Origin of the sequence: Cellulomonas soli, from assembly GCF_013409305.1 — a bacterium.
GTDB classification, from domain to species: Bacteria; Actinomycetota; Actinomycetes; order Actinomycetales; family Cellulomonadaceae; genus Cellulomonas; species Cellulomonas soli.
In genome coordinates this window covers 3,562,618-3,577,980 of the sequence record NZ_JACBZJ010000001.1, presented here as the reverse complement: position 1 = coordinate 3,577,980, position 15,363 = coordinate 3,562,618, and the positions used below count along the sequence as shown (strand labels likewise).

Genomic DNA, 15,363 nt, shown 5'->3' with positions numbered 1-15,363 from the left:
GTGCTCCTCCTCGGGAGGTGAGGGTCGAAGGTCGGGGAGGGGCGGTCGGTCAGCGGCGCACGGCCCCGCCGGCGCGCTGCCAGGCGGCGATGCCGCCGGACAGGCTCGTGGCGTCGTACCCGAGGCCGCGCAGGCGCTTGGCCGCACTGCGCGAGCGGATGCCGCTGGCGCACATCACGACCACCGGCGCGCCCTGACGCAGCCGCCGCGGGGCGGTGTCGATCTCGCCGAGCGGCACGTGCACGGCCTGCGGCGCGTGCCCGGTCTTCCACTCCGAGCGTTCACGCACGTCGAGCACCGCGGCACCCCCACGCACGAGCTCGAGCGCCCGGGCGGCGTCGACGCTCGCGGGCAGACGTCCGTCGTCCTCACCACGACCGAACATCCTGCGCAGGCGGCCGGCGAACGAGTCGGTGGTGGCGGTCATACGAGCACCTCTTCCTGGGTACGGGGCGTGGTCCGGGCGAGCGCGGACAGGTCGGGGCGGGCGGCCCGCAGGGTGAGCCAGCCGCCGGACAGGTTGCGGGCGTCGAGGCCGGCGGCGAGCAGCACCCGGGTGGCGATGTACGAGCGGACCCCGCTCTGGCAGTGCACGCTGACGACGCGTCCGGCTGCCGCCTCGCGCACCTCGTCGAGGCGGTCGCGCAGCTGGGTGTGCGGGATGTTCAGCGCCTCGGGCAGGTGGCCGCGGTCGTACTCGGCCACCGAGCGCACGTCGAGCACCAGGGTATCGGCGCGGGCGGCGTCGAGGTCGGCGGGGTGCCACTGCGGCAGCACACCGTCGAGCACGTTCTGCGCGACGAAGCCGAGCATGTTGACGGCGTCCTTGGCCGAGCCGAACGGTGGGGCGTACGCCAGCTCGAGCTCGGCCAGGTCGTCGGCGGTCATCCCGGCGCGCAGCGCGGTGGCCAGCACATCGATCCGCTTGTCGACACCGGCACGCCCCACGCCCTGCGCGCCCAGCAGCCGCCCGTCGGGCGCGAAGGAGGCCACCAGGTGCACCTGCTCGGCGCCCGGGTAGTAGCCGGCGTGGTGACCGGGGTGGATCCGGACGACCTCGTGCGCGATCCCTGCCCGCGCCAGCGTGGCCTGGCTTGCGCCCGTGACCGCGGCGGTGAGGCCGAACACCCGCACGATCGCGGTGCCGAGCACCGCGGCCTGCGGGGTCGTGCGCCGTCCGAGCATCGAGTCTGCGGCGCGGCGGCCCTGACGGTTGGCGGGGCCGGCCAGCGGCACAGGGCCGACCACGCCCGTCACCGCGTGCGTGACCTCGACGGCGTCGCCCACGGCCCAGATGTGCGGGTCGGACGTGCGCTGGTCGCCGTCCACCCGGATCGCGCCGGCGGTGCCGAGCTCCAGGCCCGCGTCCCTGGCCAGGTCGCTCGCGGGGCGCACGCCGACGTTGACCACGACGACGTCGGCCGCGATCACCGTGCCGTCGGACAGCGTGACGGTGACAGGCGCGTCGGATCCCTCGCCGCTCGCCGCGACGGACCGGGCCGAGACGCCCAGGTGCAGCCCGACGCCGTGCTCGACCAGCTCGTCGGCCAGCAGCGGTGCGAGCTCGGCGTCCAGCGGCGGCAGCACGTGATCGGCCAGCTCGACCAGGTCGACGTGCAGCCCGCGGGTCACGAGCGCCTCGACGGCCTCCAGCCCGATGAAGCCGGCGCCGACGACGACGGCCCGGCCGGCACCCGGTCGCTCGGCCACGAGGCGGTCGACCCGGGCCCGGAGCCCGTCCAGGTCGGGGATGGTCCGCAGCGAGTGCACCGCAGAGAGGTCGAGCCCCTCGATCGGGGGCCGCACGGCGACGGCGCCGGGGGCCAGCAGCAGCGCGTCGTACCCGAGCGGGTACTCCTCGTCGGCGGTGCGCACGGTGACCGTCCGCGCCTCACGGTCGATGGCGGTGACCCGGCTGCCGACGCGCACGTCGAGCGCGAGCGCGGCGGCCAGCGAGTCGGGCGTGTGCAGCAGCAGGTCGTCGCGCCGGGCGATCTCCCCCGCCAGCTGGTAGGGCAGGCCGCAGTTGGCGAAGGACACGTACGCGGACTGCTCGAGCACGATGATCTGGGCGTGCTCGTCCTGCCGGCGGGCGCGGGCCGCGGCGCTCATGCCACCGGCCACACCGCCCACGATGACGATCCGCCGCGCCGGCTCGGGCTGGGCGGGCTGGGCGTGCGGGCTCTGGCTGTCGTTCGTCTCCACGCCACGAACCATACCCCTGGGGGTATCCAGACGCCAACCGCGCAGAACCGGGGAGGGCCCGACGACCCGCGGGAGCGATCCGGCCGTCCCGTACGTTGGGCACTCGGACGACGAACGCACGGGTTCCTGACCCGACGCGTCCGACACACGTCGACAGGCAGAGCACGAGAAGCGGTGACGCACGTATGAGCGGTACGGACGGGGTCCTCGAGGCCAAGGACGTGTGGGCGGCCTACGGCAGCACACCCGTGCTGCAAGGGGTCGACCTCACGGTGCGACCGGGCGAGTCGATCGGGCTGCTCGGACGCTCCGGCATCGGCAAGTCGACGCTCGTCGAGCTGCTCGCCGGCGCGGCCCGTCCCGACCGTGGCAGCGTCACGTTCGGCGGTCGCAGCACCCACAAGCCGCCGCGCCGCGACCGCAAGTCCGTGCGCGCCCGCCTGCGCACCGTGCACCAGAACGCCCTGGTCGGCATCGACCCCCTGCACACGGTCGAACGCGTGCTCACCGGCGCGCTCGGCGACGCACGCAGCGCCGGACGCTCCACGGGCCGGGACGTCGACGAGGTCCTCGCACTGCTCGACCTGCCGATCGGCTACGCCACCCGCCGCGTCGCCACGCTGTCCGGCGGCGAGCGCCAGCGCCTCGCGCTCGCGCACGCCGTGGCCACCCGCCCCGAGGTCGTGCTGCTCGACGAGCCGCTCACCGCGGTCGACCCAGGCATGCGCGACGAGCTCGCCGACCGGCTGGGAGAGCTGGTCGGCGCCGAGGGCATCGGACTGCTCGTCGCCTCGCACGACCTGCGCCTGCTCGACCGGCTCACGCGTCACGTGCACGTGCTGGCCGACGGCCGGCTCGTCGAGCACGGCCCCCTGCGCGACGTGCTCGCCGACCCCCAGCACGAGGACACCCGCGCGCTGGTCGCCGCGCTCGGGCACACGGTGCGCGTCCCCGCCTGAGGGCGTCGGCTAGCGTCGACCCATGGCACTGCCCCCGCTCGTCGAGCCCGCGCCCGAGCTCTCGGCCGCCGAGCGCACCCGGTACTCCCGGCACCTGCTGGTGCCCGGGATCGGCACCCTGGGCCAGCGACGGCTGCGCAACGCCCGGGTGCTCGTCGTCGGGGCCGGCGGCCTCGGCTCCCCCGTGCTGCTCTACCTCGCCGCCGCGGGCGTGGGCACGATCGGCGTGGTGGACGACGACGACGTCGAGGTGTCCAACCTGCAGCGCCAGGTCGTGCACGGGACGGCCGACCTCGGCCGGCCCAAGGTGGACAGCGCGGCCGACGCCGTGCGGCGCGCCGACCCCTCGGTGAGCGTCGTCACGCACCACGTGCGCATCGACGCCTCGAACGCGCTCGAGCTGCTGGCCGCCTACGACCTCGTCGTCGACGGCACGGACACGTTCGCCACCCGCTACCTCGTGGCCGACGCCTGCGCGCTGACCGGCATCCCGCTCGTGTGGGGCTCCGTGCTGCGCTTCGACGGCCAGGTGTCGGTCTTCTGGTCCCGCCCGCCCGCCGGGCACGGCTACGAGGCAGTCACCTACCGCGACGTGTTCGCCCGCCCCCCGGCCCCCGGTGAGGTGCCCTCCTGCGCGGAGGCCGGTGTGCTGGGTGCCGTCTGCGGGGCCGTCGGCACCGCGATGGCCGTCGAGGTCGTCAAGCTGCTCCTGGGCATCGGCGAACCGCTGCTCGGCCGCGTCGCGACGTACGACGCGCTGACCGCCCGCTGGCGCGAGGTCCCGGTCCGCCCCGACCCGCACGCGGTCGCCGTGACGGGTCTGGTCGATCTCGACGCCTCGTGCGCCGTTCCCGCGGCGTCGACGCCGGGACCCACGGCCGACTCCCCCGGCGCCGGCGGCACCAGCGTCACTGCGATCGAGCTCGCCGCGCTGCTGGCCGCCCGCGAGCGCGGAGAGGTCGACCTCGACGTGGTCGACGTGCGCGAGCAGGCTGAGCACGACCTGGTCGCGGTCCCCGGTGCCCGCCTCGTCCCGCTCGCGCGTGTGCGCGAGGACGACCGGACGGGGCTCGACCCCGCACGCCCGCTCGTGCTCCTGTGCAAGAGCGGGGCCCGGTCGGCACTGGCGCTGCGGCTGCTGCACGATCGCGGCTTCGCGGACGTCCGCCACCTGGACGGCGGCATCCTGGCCTGGATCGACCAGGTGGACCCGTCCCTGCCGCGCTACTGAGCCCGTTCGTCGGCCGGCGGCCCGGCCCGACGGGCATTACGGCACCCGGCGCCAGGTCCCGCTGCGTCCGCCGGTCTTCTCCTCGACCCGCACGTCGGTGATCACCGCGCCCTTGTCGACCGCCTTGACCATGTCGACGAGCGTCAGGGCCGCCACGGCGACGCAGGTCAACGCCTCCATCTCGACGCCCGTGCGGTCGGCGGTACGCACGGTGGCCGTGACCTGGACACCGGTCTCGACGACCTCCAGGTCGACGCTCACGCCGTGGATCGCGATCGGGTGGCACAGCGGGACGAGGTCCGGCGTGCGCTTGGCGGCCTGGATCCCGGCGATGCGGGCGACGGCCAACGCGTCACCCTTCGGCACGCCCTCGCCGAGCAGCAGGGCGACGACCTGCGGGGTCAGCCGCACGAAGGCCGAGGCCGTGGCCGAGCGCGCGCTGACCTGCTTGTCGGTCACGTCGACCATGTGCGCCGCGCCGCGCTCGTCCAGGTGCGTCAGCCGCGCACCGCCCGTCCCGGCCCTGCCGGGCTCGTCCGTCCGCTCGTCCACGACCGTTCCCTCTCGTCCCCGCTCGTCCCTGCTCGCCCCTGCTCGTCCCGCTCGTCCTGCTCGTCCCGCTCGAGGACTCGGCGCGACGGTACAGGCCCCGGGCAGCCCCCGAGCCCGGGCGGCACACGTGGCCACCCGCGTCCGCGGCGATACTCCCGCCATTGCCCCGCACATGCGGCACGGATCGCCCTATGCTCGCCGCATGCCCCGCTACCGCATCTCCGAGGTCGCCGAGCTGCTCGGTGTCTCCGACGACACCGTCCGCCGCTGGGTGGACGCCGGTCGCCTGACCGCGGCTCCGGACGACGCCGGGCGGCGCACGGTCGACGGCGCCGACGTGGCCGCGCTCGCGCAGGAGCTGGCCACCGTCCCGCCCGACGAGCGTGCCGCCTCGGTCTCGGCGCGCAACCGCCTGCCGGGCATCGTGACCCGGGTCGTGCGGGACACCGTGATGGCCCAGGTCGAGATCCAGGCAGGTCCGCACCGGCTCGTCTCGCTGCTCAGCCGTGAGGCCGCCGACGAGCTGGGTCTCGAGCCTGGCGTGCGCGCCGTGGCGGTCGTCAAGGCCACGAACCTCGTCGTCGAGACCCCCGGGTCGCGCGCGTGAGGCGCCGGACCGGGCGTCAGCTCGGTGCGGTGCTGGCGGCGTCCGTCCTCACCGTCTCGCTCGCCGCCTGCACCACGGGAGGGACGGCGGCGGGCACGGCGACCGCGCCGCCCACGACCGACGATGCGGCCGGAGCCCCCACGACGGCAGCGCCGCTGACCGGCGAGCTCGTGGTGCTGGCCGCCGCGTCCCTGCAGAACACGTTCGAGGAGCTCGGTGAGCGGCTCGAGGAGCAGAACCCCGGTCTGAGCGTGACGTTCAGCTTCGCCGCCAGCTCCACGCTCGCGCAGCAGGCCGCCGCAGGCGCCCCCGCCGACGTCCTCGCCACCGCGAGCACGTCGACCATGCAGGACGCCGCCGAGGTGACCGGCGAGGCGAGCGTGTTCGCGCACAACTCGCTGGTCGTCGTGGCACCGGCAGGCAACCCCGGGGACGTCACCGGGCTGGCGGACCTCGCGGACCCGACGCGCACGGTCGCACTGTGCGCCCTCGAGGTGCCGTGCGGCGCGGCTGCTCAGAAGGCGTTCGACGCGGCAGGCCTCACCCCGGCGCCCGACACGTACGAGGCGGACGTCACCGCGACCCTGACGAAGGTCGTGCTCGGCGAGGTGGACGGCGCGCTGGTCTACCTCACCGACGCCCGGTCGGCCGGGGACGCGGTGGAGACGTTCCCGTTCCCCGAGTCGGCCCAGGCGCGCAACGACTACCCGATCGCCACGCTCACCGCCGCACGCAACCCGGCGGCCGCACGTGCCTTCGTCGACCTGGTGCTGTCCGCCGAGGGTCAGGCCGTGCTCGTGGACGCCGGATTCGACGGCGCCTGAGGGTGGGCACGCAGCACGACGCGCCGCGCCGCGGTCGGTACCGCGTGCCACCGGTCGGCATCCTCGTCCCGGCCGCCGTCGCGCTGGCCTTCCTCGTCCTGCCGTTCGTCGCCCTGCTCGATGCCGCGCCCTGGTCGGCACTGCCCGGCCTGGTGACCTCCCCGGCCGTCCGCGAGGCGCTGTGGCTGTCCCTGAGGAGCGCGAGCGCGGCCACCGCGCTGTCCGTCCTGCTCGGCGTGCCGCTGGCCTGGGTGATCGCGCGTGGCGACGTGCCGGGCGCGGGCCTCCTGCGTGCGGTCGTGACGATGCCGCTCGTGCTCCCGCCCGTCGTCGGTGGCGTGGCGCTGCTCATGCTGCTGGGTCGCAGGGGGCTGCTCGGACGGCACCTGGAGGCGTGGTTCGGCGTGACGATCCCGTTCACCACACTGGCGGTGGTGATCGCCGCGACGTTCGTGGCGATGCCGTTCCTGATCGTGTCGGTCGACGGGGCGCTGCGCAGCGCCGACAGCCGCATGGAGGAGGCGTCCGCCACGCTCGGGGCGTCCCGCTGGTACACGTTCCGTCGGGTGACCCTGCCGCACGTCGCCCCGGGCATCGGTGCCGGGGCCGTGCTGTGCTTCGCCCGGGCGCTGGGCGAGTTCGGGGCGACGATCACGTTCGCCGGCAACTTCCCGGGCACGACGCGGACCATGCCGCTGGCCGTGTACCTGGCCCTCGAGCAGGATCCCGATGCAGCGATCGCCCTCTCGCTCGTGCTGATCGCCGTCTCCCTCGGCGTCCTGCTGCTGCTGCGCGGCCGCTGGCTGACCGGACCGCTCTCGTGAACCGACCGCTCTCGTGAACCGACCGCTCTCGTGAACCGACCGCCCGAGGACATCCGCACCGGTCTGCTCGCCCACCTCGTGGTCGCCCGACCCGCGCTGGGCCTCGACCTCACGCTGCAGGTCGCGGCGGGCGAGGTCGTCGCCCTCGTCGGCCCCAACGGTGCGGGCAAGTCCACCGCCCTGCACGCCCTCGCCGGGCTCGTCCCGCTGCAGGGCGGTCGCGTCGTGCTCGACGACGTCGTGCTCGAGGACGTCGAGGCGGGTAGGCACGTGCACGCCGAGCACCGCGGGTTCGGCGTGGTGTTCCAGGACCACCGGCTCTTCGCTCACCTGTCCGCGCTGGAGAACGTCGCGTTCGCCCGCCGGGCCGCAGGTGCGACGGCCTCGGCCGCACGCACCGAGGCGCACGGGTGGCTCGCCGAGGTCGGTCTCGCGGACGTCACGCACCAGCGCGCGGTGCGCCTGTCGGGCGGGCAGCAGCAGCGGGTCGCCCTGGCGCGCGCCCTGGCCGCACGGCCTCGCGCGCTCCTGCTCGACGAGCCGTTCACGGCGCTCGACGCGCAGACCCGCGGCGCGTTGCGCGCCCTCGTGCGCAGGCACGTCGACGCACGAGGCATTCCTGCGGTCCTGGTCACGCACGACGCTGCGGACGCGGGCGACCTCGCCGACTGGGTCGTCACGCTGCACGAGGGCCGCCGGCGCCCGGACTGACGGGTACCGCCCACCGGGCACCCGACGGCTCGGGGCCTCGGCGCTTGGCCTACCGAGCCTCGTCGTCGTCGACGTGGGGGCCGGTCTCGTCCTCGTCCAACGCCTCGAGCAGCAGCGCACGCCACATGTCGAGCTCGAGCGCGTCCTCGGCGGCGGCGATCGCACGCTCGTAGTCCTCGATCGACTCCCCGGGCGCGGGCACGGCGTACGAGCGGTCGGGCACCTCGGAGGAACCGCGACCGCGGTCGGATCCCTCGTCGGACGGCCTCACGCTGCGCAACGCCCACCCCTCTCCGACACGCACGACCCCCGGCGGGGCCGCGGTGTGATCGCTCCCAGGATGACTCACGCCCTGGCGCGTGGCGAGTCGGACTTGACCTGCTCGTTCGCGTTCATCCGACTCTGGGGGCCCTCCGCAGGCCCAGGGTCACTCAGGTGCTCCACAGCGGGTCGTCAGCGGGGTGTCAGACGGGTGTCAGGCCGAACCGACGATGCCCGAGGTCGAGGCGACGACGTCCCCGATCTTGCGACCGAGGGCCTCGTAGAACATCGACAGCGGGAACTCGTCGGGCAGCACCGCGTCGGTCAGCCCCTTCGGCGGCCCGTCGACCGGCAGCGCGGGCGGACCCTGCACCCACACCGAGGCCGGGTGCGGCTCCAGCGTGCCCGCGACCAGGGCGTACGCGGCCAACCAGTGCGCCGTCTTCGGGCGGTCGATCGAGCGCCAGTACAGCTGCTCGATCTGCTCGCCCAGCGCGAGGACCGCGTCGGGCACGCGCGGCCAGTCGAGCGTGAGGCGCGAGTCCGTCCAGTGCAGCACGCCGTGCCGGTGCAGCCAGGCGAACAGCAGCTGCCCGCCCAGCCCGTCGTAGTTGCGCACCCGACCCCCGGTCACCGGGAACCGGAACAGCCTGTCGAAGAGCACCGCGTACTGCACGAGCCGGGCGTGCGGCACCCCCTCGGCCTCGAGCCGGACGGCGGCCCGGAACGCCGTCAGGTCGCAGCGCAGCTCCTCGAGCGAGTACAGGAAGTACGGCATGCGCTGCTTGATCATGAACGGGTCGAACGGCAGGTCGCCGCGCATGTGGGTGCGGTCGTGCACCAGGTCCCACAGCACGAACGTCTCCTCGGCCAACCGCTGGTCGGCCAGCAGGCGCGCCGCGTCGGGCGGCAGCGCGAGCCGGGTCGTCTCCGCTGCGGCGCGCACGACCCGACGGAACCGGGCCGCCTCCCGGTCGGCGAAGATCGCTCCCCAGGTGAACGCCGGCACCTCGCGCACGGCCACCGTCTCGGGGAACAGGACCGCGGAGTTCGTGTCGTAGCCGGCCGTGAAGTCCAGGAACGTCACGGGCACGAACATCGGGTTGGAGAACTGCTGTGCCTCGAGGTCGGCGACCACCTGCGGCCAGCGCACCCGGAGCAGCACGGCCTCCAGGTGCCGGTCCGGGCTCCCGTTCTGGGTGTACATCGGGAAGACCACGAGGTGCACCCGCCCGTCCACGCGCTGCCGCTCGGGGTGGAAGGCCGTCAGGGAGTCGAGGAAGTCCGGGACCCCGAAGCCGCCGTCGGCCCACCGCACGAGGTCCTTGGCGACGGCGGCCAGGTGCTCCTCGTCGTGCGGCAGGAGCGTCGCGAACCTCGCAACCGCCTCGGCGACGGTGGCGACCAGCGCGCGCGCCCGCTCGTGGTCGGCCCGTTCGGGCACCGCACCGTCGGCACCTTGCAGCCCCTGCAGTCCTGTCACGGCCTCCTTCAGGGCCCTCCACGACGGGTGGTCCACGAGGTCGGACCCGTCGGGCCGTTCGTCCGACTCCGCGGGCGCGGTCTCGCGACGGGCCGCCCAGAGCACGGCGTTGAGCAGCACCGCGGCCGCGCCGGGCGCCTCGGGGTCCGTCACGTCGACGCCGAGCACCACCAGCCGCTGGGTCGACCCGGGCTCCTCCCCGGACGGCGCCCCGAACACCGACGGCTGCGCGGGCGCCGCGAGCGCGGCGACGACGGGTGCGGTGCGCGCGCTCCCCTGCTGCGGCCCGCCGACCCACAGCGCGGGGACCGCGGGCGCCGTGACCTCGAGCGCCGTGCGCACCCTGAACGCAGGCGTGCCGGCCCAGGCGAGCAGGTCCTCGGCGGGCGCGGCCGCGGGATCTGTCGCGGGGCTGCACACGGCCACGGGCCGATCGGCCGGATCCGCGAGCGGCGCCGGGCGCAGCGCGACGCCGTGCGCCCGCAGCAGCGCGGCGAGGTCGGGGGTCGGCGCGTCGTCGAGCAGCACGACCAGCCCGGGCCGGGCCCCGGACGCGTGATCGGCCGCCGAGCCGAGACCGGAGCCCGAGACCACGACCACGACGTCGGGGTCGTCGTCGGGCCCCACGACGCGCAGGCCGTGGCGCAGGAGGTGGTCGACGAGTCGGGCGTCGAGGTCGGCGGTCAGGTGCACGTGCGGGAAGAGCCTCATGTGGATCTCACCATTCGGACGGCGGCGTTACTGCACCGTACGGTCGGCCGCGGGTCCGGTCAACGGTCACCCACGCCGCGCAGGGGCACCGGCCCCTCAGGGCGCCAGCTCCTCCCACGGCACGTCCGGGTCGGCCAGCCGTGCCGGGTCGACCACCGACCGCGAGCGCACGAGCGCCTCGACGTGGTCGACCACGTCCCACACGTCGACGTTCGTGCCGGCCAGCACGCGACCCTGGCGCAGCCACAGCAGGACGCACTCGCGCCCCGCCAGGTCGCCGCGCACGACGACCTGGTCGTACCCGCGGGCGCCGACGTGCCCGACGTGCTCCATGCCGAGCTCGTACTGGTCGGAGAACGCGTACGGGAGCCGGTCGTAGGGCTCGTCGAGCCCGAGGAGCGTCGCGGCCGCGGTCTCGGGCTGGTGCAGCGCGGTCGCCCAGTGCTCGACGCGCACCCGCTCGCCCAGCGTGGGGTGCTCGGCCGCGGCGATGTCGCCCACCGCGAGCACCTGCGGCACGGACGTGCGCAGGTGCGCGTCGACGGCGACCCCGCCCACGTCGGCACCGGCCAGCGCGATCCCTGCCTCGCGAGCCAGGCCGACCCGCGGCGCGGCACCGATGCCCACGACGACGACGTCGGCCTCGACCCGATCGCCACCGACGAGCCCGACCGCGCCGACGCGGCGCGCCCCGGTGCCCGTCGCGACCTCGGTCCCGGCCGGCAGCAGGGCGTCGACCTCGACGCCCGTGCGCAGGTCGACGCCGTGCTCGCGGTGCAGCCCGGCGAAGAGCTCCGCCCCCTCCGGGCCGAGCGCGCCCAGCAGCGGCGCCGGCCCGCGCACGAGCAGCGTGACCTCGCAACCTGCCTGACGCGCGGCCGCGGCCACCTCGAGCCCGATCCAGCCGCCGCCGACGACCGCCACCCGGGGCCGCCCGGTGAGAGCCTCCCGCAGCGCGTCGCTGTCGGGCAGCGTGCGCAGCTGGTGCACCCCGTCCAGGTCGGCCCCGGGCACCCCCAGCGGACGAGGTTCGGACCCCGTGGCCAGCACGACCGCGTCCGCACGCCAGCGCCTCTCGTCGGCGTCGAGCACCTCGCCGGCCCGCAGGTCGAGGCGGACGGCCCGGCACCCGGTGCGCAGGTCGACGTCGTGGTCGGCGTACCAGCCCGGCCCGTGCACGAAAGCCTCGTCCCTGGCCGCGGAGCCCAGCAGGTAGCCCTTGGACAACGGTGGTCGTTCGTAGGGGCGCTCGGCCTCGTCACCGAGCAGCGTCAGGCGTCCGTCGAAGCCGCGGGCGCGCAGGTGCTCGACGGTCTTGGCGCCGGCGAGCCCTGCACCGACGACCACGACGTGCTGCGGCACGGTCCGTGCAGGCATCGCGACCTCCTCGACGGCTCCGGGCGTGCGACCTCAGGGCAGCACGCCCCGCCCGGTCGCGCAACGGCAGCCCACCGCCGCCGATCGCGGCGCGCGGCCCTCGGGCCTGGCATGGTGTGGGCATGTGGATCTGGCCCGGCAGGCCCTCACCCCTGGGTGCGACGTACGACGGTGCGGGGACGAACTTCGCGCTCTTCTCCGAGGTGGCCGACCGGGTCGAGCTGTGCCTGCTCGATGCGGACGGCACCGAGACACGCATCGACATGCCGGAGATCGACGGGTTCGTGTGGCACGTGTACGTGCCCGCGGTCTCCCCCGGGCAGCGGTACGGGTTCCGTGTGCACGGGCCGTTCGACCCGGCGCGGGGGCAGCGCTGCGACCCCTCGAAGCTGCTGCTCGACCCGTACGCGAAGGCGATCGACGGGCAGATCGACGGGCACCAGGCCCTGTACTCGTACCGGTTCGGCACGCCGGACGAGCGCGACCAGGAGGACTCGGCGCCGCACACCATGACGTCCGTCGTCGTCAGCCCGTACTTCGACTGGGAGCACGACCGGCCGCCGCGGCACGGGTACCACGAGTCGGTGATCTACGAGGCGCACGTGCGCGGCATGACGAAGCTGCACCCGAAGATCCCCGCCGAGCTGCGTGGCACGTACTCCGCGCTGGGCCACCCGGTGATGCTCGACCACTTCACGTCGCTGGGCGTGACAGCCGTCGAGCTCATGCCGGTGCACCAGTTCGTCAACGACCCCTCGCTGCGCGAGAAGGGCCTGTCCAACTACTGGGGCTACAACACGATCGGGTACTTCGCGCCCCACAACGGCTACTCGGCCTTCCCTGACGGCGGCCGCCAGGTCCAGGAGTTCAAGCTCATGGTCAAGGCGCTGCACGAGGCGGACATCGAGGTGATCCTCGACGTGGTCTACAACCACACGGCCGAGGGCAACCACCGGGGGCCGACCCTCAGCTTCCGTGGCATCGACAACGCCAACTACTACCGCCTGGTCGACGACGACCCGTCGCACTACTTCGACACGACCGGCACCGGGAACTCGCTGCTGATGCGGTCCCCGCACGTGCTGCAGCTGATCATGGACTCGCTGCGCTACTGGGTGCAGGAGATGCACGTCGACGGCTTCCGGTTCGACCTGGCGGCCACCTTGGCCCGCCAGTTCCACGAGGTGGACCGCCTCTCGGCGTTCTTCGACCTGGTGCAGCAGGACCCGATCATCTCCCGGGTCAAGCTCATCGCCGAGCCGTGGGACCTGGGCGACGGCGGCTACCAGGTGGGCGGGTTCCCGCCGTTGTGGTCGGAGTGGAACGGCAAGTACCGCGACACCGTGCGGGACTTCTGGCGCGGCCAGCCGGCCACGCTGGGCGAGTTCGCGAGCCGCCTGTCCGGGTCGGCCGACCTGTACGAGCACACCGGGCGACGACCCAAGGCGAGCGTGAACTTCGTGACCGCGCACGACGGTTTCACGCTCACCGACCTCGTCTCGTACGACGAGAAGCACAACGAGGCGAACGGCGAGGGCAACGCGGACGGCGAGAGCCACAACCGGTCGTGGAACTGCGGTGTGGAGGGCCCCACCGACGACCCGGCGATCCGCACCCTGCGTGCCCGGCAGCGGCGCAACTTCCTCACCACGCTCCTGGTCTCCCAGGGGGTGCCGATGATCGCCCACGGTGACGAGCTGGGCCGCACGCAGCAGGGCAACAACAACGTGTACTGCCACGACGACGAGCTGTCGTGGATCGACTGGGACCTGGACGACGAGCGCGCCTCGCTGCTGGAGTTCACGCGCCGGCTGGTGCGTCTGCGCCGTGACCACCCGGTGTTCCGTCGTCGTCGGTTCTTCGCCGGGGCGCCCGAGCACGGCGGGGAGTCCGAGCTGGGCGACATCGCCTGGTTGACGCCGGCGGGCGAGCACATGCAGGAGCAGGCCTGGCGCGACGAGCAGGCGTCCTCGGTCATGGTCTTCCTCAACGGTGACGCGATCCCCGAGCCCGACAGGCGTGGTGCGCCGATCGTCGACGACAGCTTCCTGGTGCTGTTCAACGCCGAGCCGGAACCCACGACGTTCACCCTGCCGGGCGCCGAGTTCGGCCCGTGGTGGTCGGTCGTGCTCGACACGGACTCGCGGTTCACGCCCGGCACGACGTTGCGGGCCGCACGTCCGGTCGACCTGGCCGAGCGCTCGATCGTCGTGCTGCGCCGGCACGCGCGGCCGACGAAGCCCCGGGCGACGAAGGGGGTCTGAGGCGGGCGGTGGCCGTCAGCCGGGCAGCAGCGCGGCGCCGTCGGCCGCGAGCGAGCCGAGCCGCGACAGCGCCCGGTAGTACTTCTTGCGGTACCCGCCGCGCAGCATCTCCTCGGAGAACAGCTCGCGCTCCCCTGCGCCGCCGAGCAGCACGGGCACGTCGCGGTCGTAGAGGCGGTCCACGAGCACGACGAGCCGCAGCGCGACGTCCTGCCGCCGGACGGGTCGCACGCCGGTCAGGGCGACGAGCCCGACGCCGTCCAGCAGCGTGCCGTACCGGCTGGGGTGCACGGTGGCCAGGTGGGCGAGCAGCGCACCGAAGTCGTCGAGCGTGGCGTCGGGGCGTGCGGCGGCCGCGGCGCGCACGACGTCCTCACTGACGCCGTCGGCGTCGGTCACGGTCGAGCGGTGACGGTAGTCCTCGCCGTCGACGCGCAGCACCTCGAACCGGGCGGCCATCGCCTGGATCTCGCGCAGGAAGTCCTCGGCCGCGAACCTGCCCTCGCCGAGCGAGCCGGGCAGCGTGTTGGAGGTGGCCGCGAGCGCGACGCCCCGGTCGGCGAGCTCGCGCAGCAGCCGGGACATGAGCACGGTGTCACCCGGGTCGTCGAGCTCGAACTCGTCGATGCAGACCAGGCGCCGGGTGGCTAGGGCCTCGACGGTGGGGACGAACCCGAGGGCGCCGACGAGGTTGGTGTACTCCACGAACGTCCCGTACGCGGCGTCGTGCGTGCCGACGGCGTGGGCGAGCGAGGCCAGCAGGTGGGTCTTGCCCACGCCGAACCCGCCGTCGAGGTACACCGCGACGGGGGCGGTCGGCCGGGTGCGGCGCCACCAGCGCCCTGTGCCGGCGCCGAGCACCTGCTGCGCGGCGACCCGCAGCCGTTCGACCGTGGTGGCCTGCGAGGGGTGGGCGGGGTCGGGCCGGTAGGTGTCGAACGTCTCGGCGACGAAGTGCCGCGGGGGGACGAGCTCGGCGAGCAGCCGGTCGCTGGCGACGACGGGGTGGCGGTCCGTCAGGCTCGGCACGGCGGGCCGGCCCGTTCCCGGTGCGCCGGTGGCGGTCGCCTGCTCGGGGGTGGTCACGGACGTCGAGCCTAACCGCGGCCCGCACCACCGCCGGACGCCTGGGTCGTGCACCTACCGGACCTGGACGCCTGTCCCACATGTTGACCGTGGATTCTCACCATCTGGACCCCCTCTCCCGGTGCTCGCGCCGATCTGTCAGCCTCGACCCCGTGCATAACCTCGGGTTCGTGAGCATGTGTCGGCCGTGCGCCGTGCCTGCGGACACCCGTGCGTGCTGTCTGCGGAGCATCTGACCCCGCCCGTCCCCCCCGGGCGCGCGGTCTGC

General features: G+C 74.4%; 14 protein-coding genes. 7 read left to right on the top strand and 7 right to left on the bottom strand.

From position 1 onward, the window contains the following. Nucleotides 1-49: 49 nt before the first annotated feature. On the bottom strand, nucleotides 50-427 hold the full coding sequence (locus BKA22_RS16295; RefSeq protein ID WP_223203432.1) for a rhodanese-like domain-containing protein: 378 nt from the start codon (nucleotides 425-427) through the stop codon (nucleotides 50-52). Beyond that, nucleotides 424-2,205: an FAD-dependent oxidoreductase gene (locus BKA22_RS16290; protein ID WP_223203431.1), complete on the bottom strand. Its 1,782-nt coding sequence runs from the start codon at nucleotides 2,203-2,205 to the stop codon at nucleotides 424-426. The genes BKA22_RS16295 and BKA22_RS16290 overlap by 4 nt, the downstream gene beginning before the upstream one ends. A gap of 185 nt (nucleotides 2,206-2,390) precedes the next feature. Between BKA22_RS16290 and BKA22_RS16285 the strand changes: the two genes are divergently transcribed. After that, nucleotides 2,391-3,164 carry an ABC transporter ATP-binding protein gene (locus BKA22_RS16285; RefSeq protein WP_146951785.1) on the top strand — a complete coding sequence of 258 codons (774 nt, stop codon included), beginning with the start codon at nucleotides 2,391-2,393 and terminating at the stop codon, nucleotides 3,162-3,164. A 22-nt stretch (nucleotides 3,165-3,186) separates the two neighbouring features. Beyond that, nucleotides 3,187-4,395 carry a molybdopterin-synthase adenylyltransferase MoeB gene (gene moeB, locus BKA22_RS16280; protein ID WP_146951784.1) on the top strand — a complete coding sequence of 403 codons (1,209 nt, stop codon included), beginning with the start codon at nucleotides 3,187-3,189 and terminating at the stop codon, nucleotides 4,393-4,395. Between the two features lie 36 nt (nucleotides 4,396-4,431). On the opposite strand, the gene moaC is transcribed toward moeB, so the two are convergent. Beyond that, the gene (gene moaC, locus BKA22_RS16275; protein ID WP_223203430.1) at nucleotides 4,432-4,947 is read right to left on the bottom strand and encodes a cyclic pyranopterin monophosphate synthase MoaC; all 516 of its coding nucleotides are present in this window, start codon (nucleotides 4,945-4,947) and stop codon (nucleotides 4,432-4,434) included. A gap of 202 nt (nucleotides 4,948-5,149) precedes the next feature. Between moaC and BKA22_RS16270 the strand changes: the two genes are divergently transcribed. The 4 genes from BKA22_RS16270 to BKA22_RS16260 are packed head-to-tail and all read left to right on the top strand — an operon-like array spanning nucleotide 5,150 to nucleotide 7,913. Beyond that, nucleotides 5,150-5,554, top strand: a complete 405-nt coding sequence (locus BKA22_RS16270; RefSeq protein ID WP_146951783.1) for a TOBE domain-containing protein — start codon at nucleotides 5,150-5,152, stop codon at nucleotides 5,552-5,554. Beyond that, nucleotides 5,551-6,378, top strand: coding sequence for a molybdate ABC transporter substrate-binding protein (modA, locus tag BKA22_RS19440; RefSeq protein ID WP_146951782.1), 828 nt, complete (start codon nucleotides 5,551-5,553; stop codon nucleotides 6,376-6,378). The genes BKA22_RS16270 and modA overlap by 4 nt, the downstream gene beginning before the upstream one ends. A 2-nt stretch (nucleotides 6,379-6,380) precedes the next feature. After that, entirely contained in the window at nucleotides 6,381-7,202 is an 822-nt protein-coding gene (gene modB / locus BKA22_RS16265; RefSeq protein ID WP_223203429.1) for a molybdate ABC transporter permease subunit, read from the top strand. A 30-nt stretch (nucleotides 7,203-7,232) separates the two neighbouring features. Further along, complete coding sequence (locus BKA22_RS16260) at nucleotides 7,233-7,913, top strand: ATP-binding cassette domain-containing protein (RefSeq protein ID WP_146951780.1); 681 nt, start codon at nucleotides 7,233-7,235, stop codon at nucleotides 7,911-7,913. Nucleotides 7,914-7,962: 49 nt separating this feature from the next. Here the strand turns inward: BKA22_RS16260 and BKA22_RS16255 are convergent, their stop codons facing one another. The 3 genes from BKA22_RS16255 to BKA22_RS16245 form a co-directional block, all read right to left on the bottom strand. Continuing rightward, entirely contained in the window at nucleotides 7,963-8,136 is a 174-nt protein-coding gene (locus BKA22_RS16255) for a hypothetical protein (RefSeq protein ID WP_179561827.1), read from the bottom strand. A gap of 252 nt (nucleotides 8,137-8,388) precedes the next feature. Continuing rightward, on the bottom strand, nucleotides 8,389-9,762 hold the full coding sequence (locus BKA22_RS16250) for a DUF6421 family protein (protein ID WP_371863653.1): 1,374 nt from the start codon (nucleotides 9,760-9,762) through the stop codon (nucleotides 8,389-8,391). Nucleotides 9,763-10,464: 702 nt separating this feature from the next. Continuing rightward, complete coding sequence (locus tag BKA22_RS16245) at nucleotides 10,465-11,745, bottom strand: NAD(P)/FAD-dependent oxidoreductase (RefSeq protein ID WP_146951779.1); 1,281 nt, start codon at nucleotides 11,743-11,745, stop codon at nucleotides 10,465-10,467. 122 nt (nucleotides 11,746-11,867) lie between these two features. Here BKA22_RS16245 and glgX point away from each other — a divergent pair, with 122 nt between their 5' ends. Then, on the top strand, nucleotides 11,868-14,009 hold the full coding sequence (gene glgX / locus BKA22_RS16240) for a glycogen debranching protein GlgX (protein WP_146951778.1): 2,142 nt from the start codon (nucleotides 11,868-11,870) through the stop codon (nucleotides 14,007-14,009). Nucleotides 14,010-14,024: 15 nt separating this feature from the next. Here the strand turns inward: glgX and zapE are convergent, their stop codons facing one another. Continuing rightward, nucleotides 14,025-15,095, bottom strand: coding sequence for a cell division protein ZapE (gene zapE, locus BKA22_RS16235; protein ID WP_146951777.1), 1,071 nt, complete (start codon nucleotides 15,093-15,095; stop codon nucleotides 14,025-14,027). Between the last annotated feature and the right edge of the window lie 268 nt (nucleotides 15,096-15,363).

What these genes read in the sequence shown, in the direction of transcription:
- BKA22_RS16270 (WP_146951783.1), top strand. Translation starts at nt 5,150, where the DNA reads ATGCCCCGCTACCGCATCTCCGAGGTCGCCGAGCTGCTCGGTGTCTCC.
- BKA22_RS16285 (WP_146951785.1), top strand. Translation starts at nt 2,391, where the DNA reads ATGAGCGGTACGGACGGGGTCCTCGAGGCCAAGGACGTGTGGGCGGCC.
- glgX (WP_146951778.1), top strand. Translation starts at nt 11,868, where the DNA reads ATGTGGATCTGGCCCGGCAGGCCCTCACCCCTGGGTGCGACGTACGAC.
- BKA22_RS16295 (WP_223203432.1), bottom strand. Translation starts at nt 427, where the DNA reads ATGACCGCCACCACCGACTCGTTCGCCGGCCGCCTGCGCAGGATGTTC.
- BKA22_RS16245 (WP_146951779.1), bottom strand. Translation starts at nt 11,745, where the DNA reads ATGCCTGCACGGACCGTGCCGCAGCACGTCGTGGTCGTCGGTGCAGGG.
- moeB (WP_146951784.1), top strand. Translation starts at nt 3,187, where the DNA reads ATGGCACTGCCCCCGCTCGTCGAGCCCGCGCCCGAGCTCTCGGCCGCC.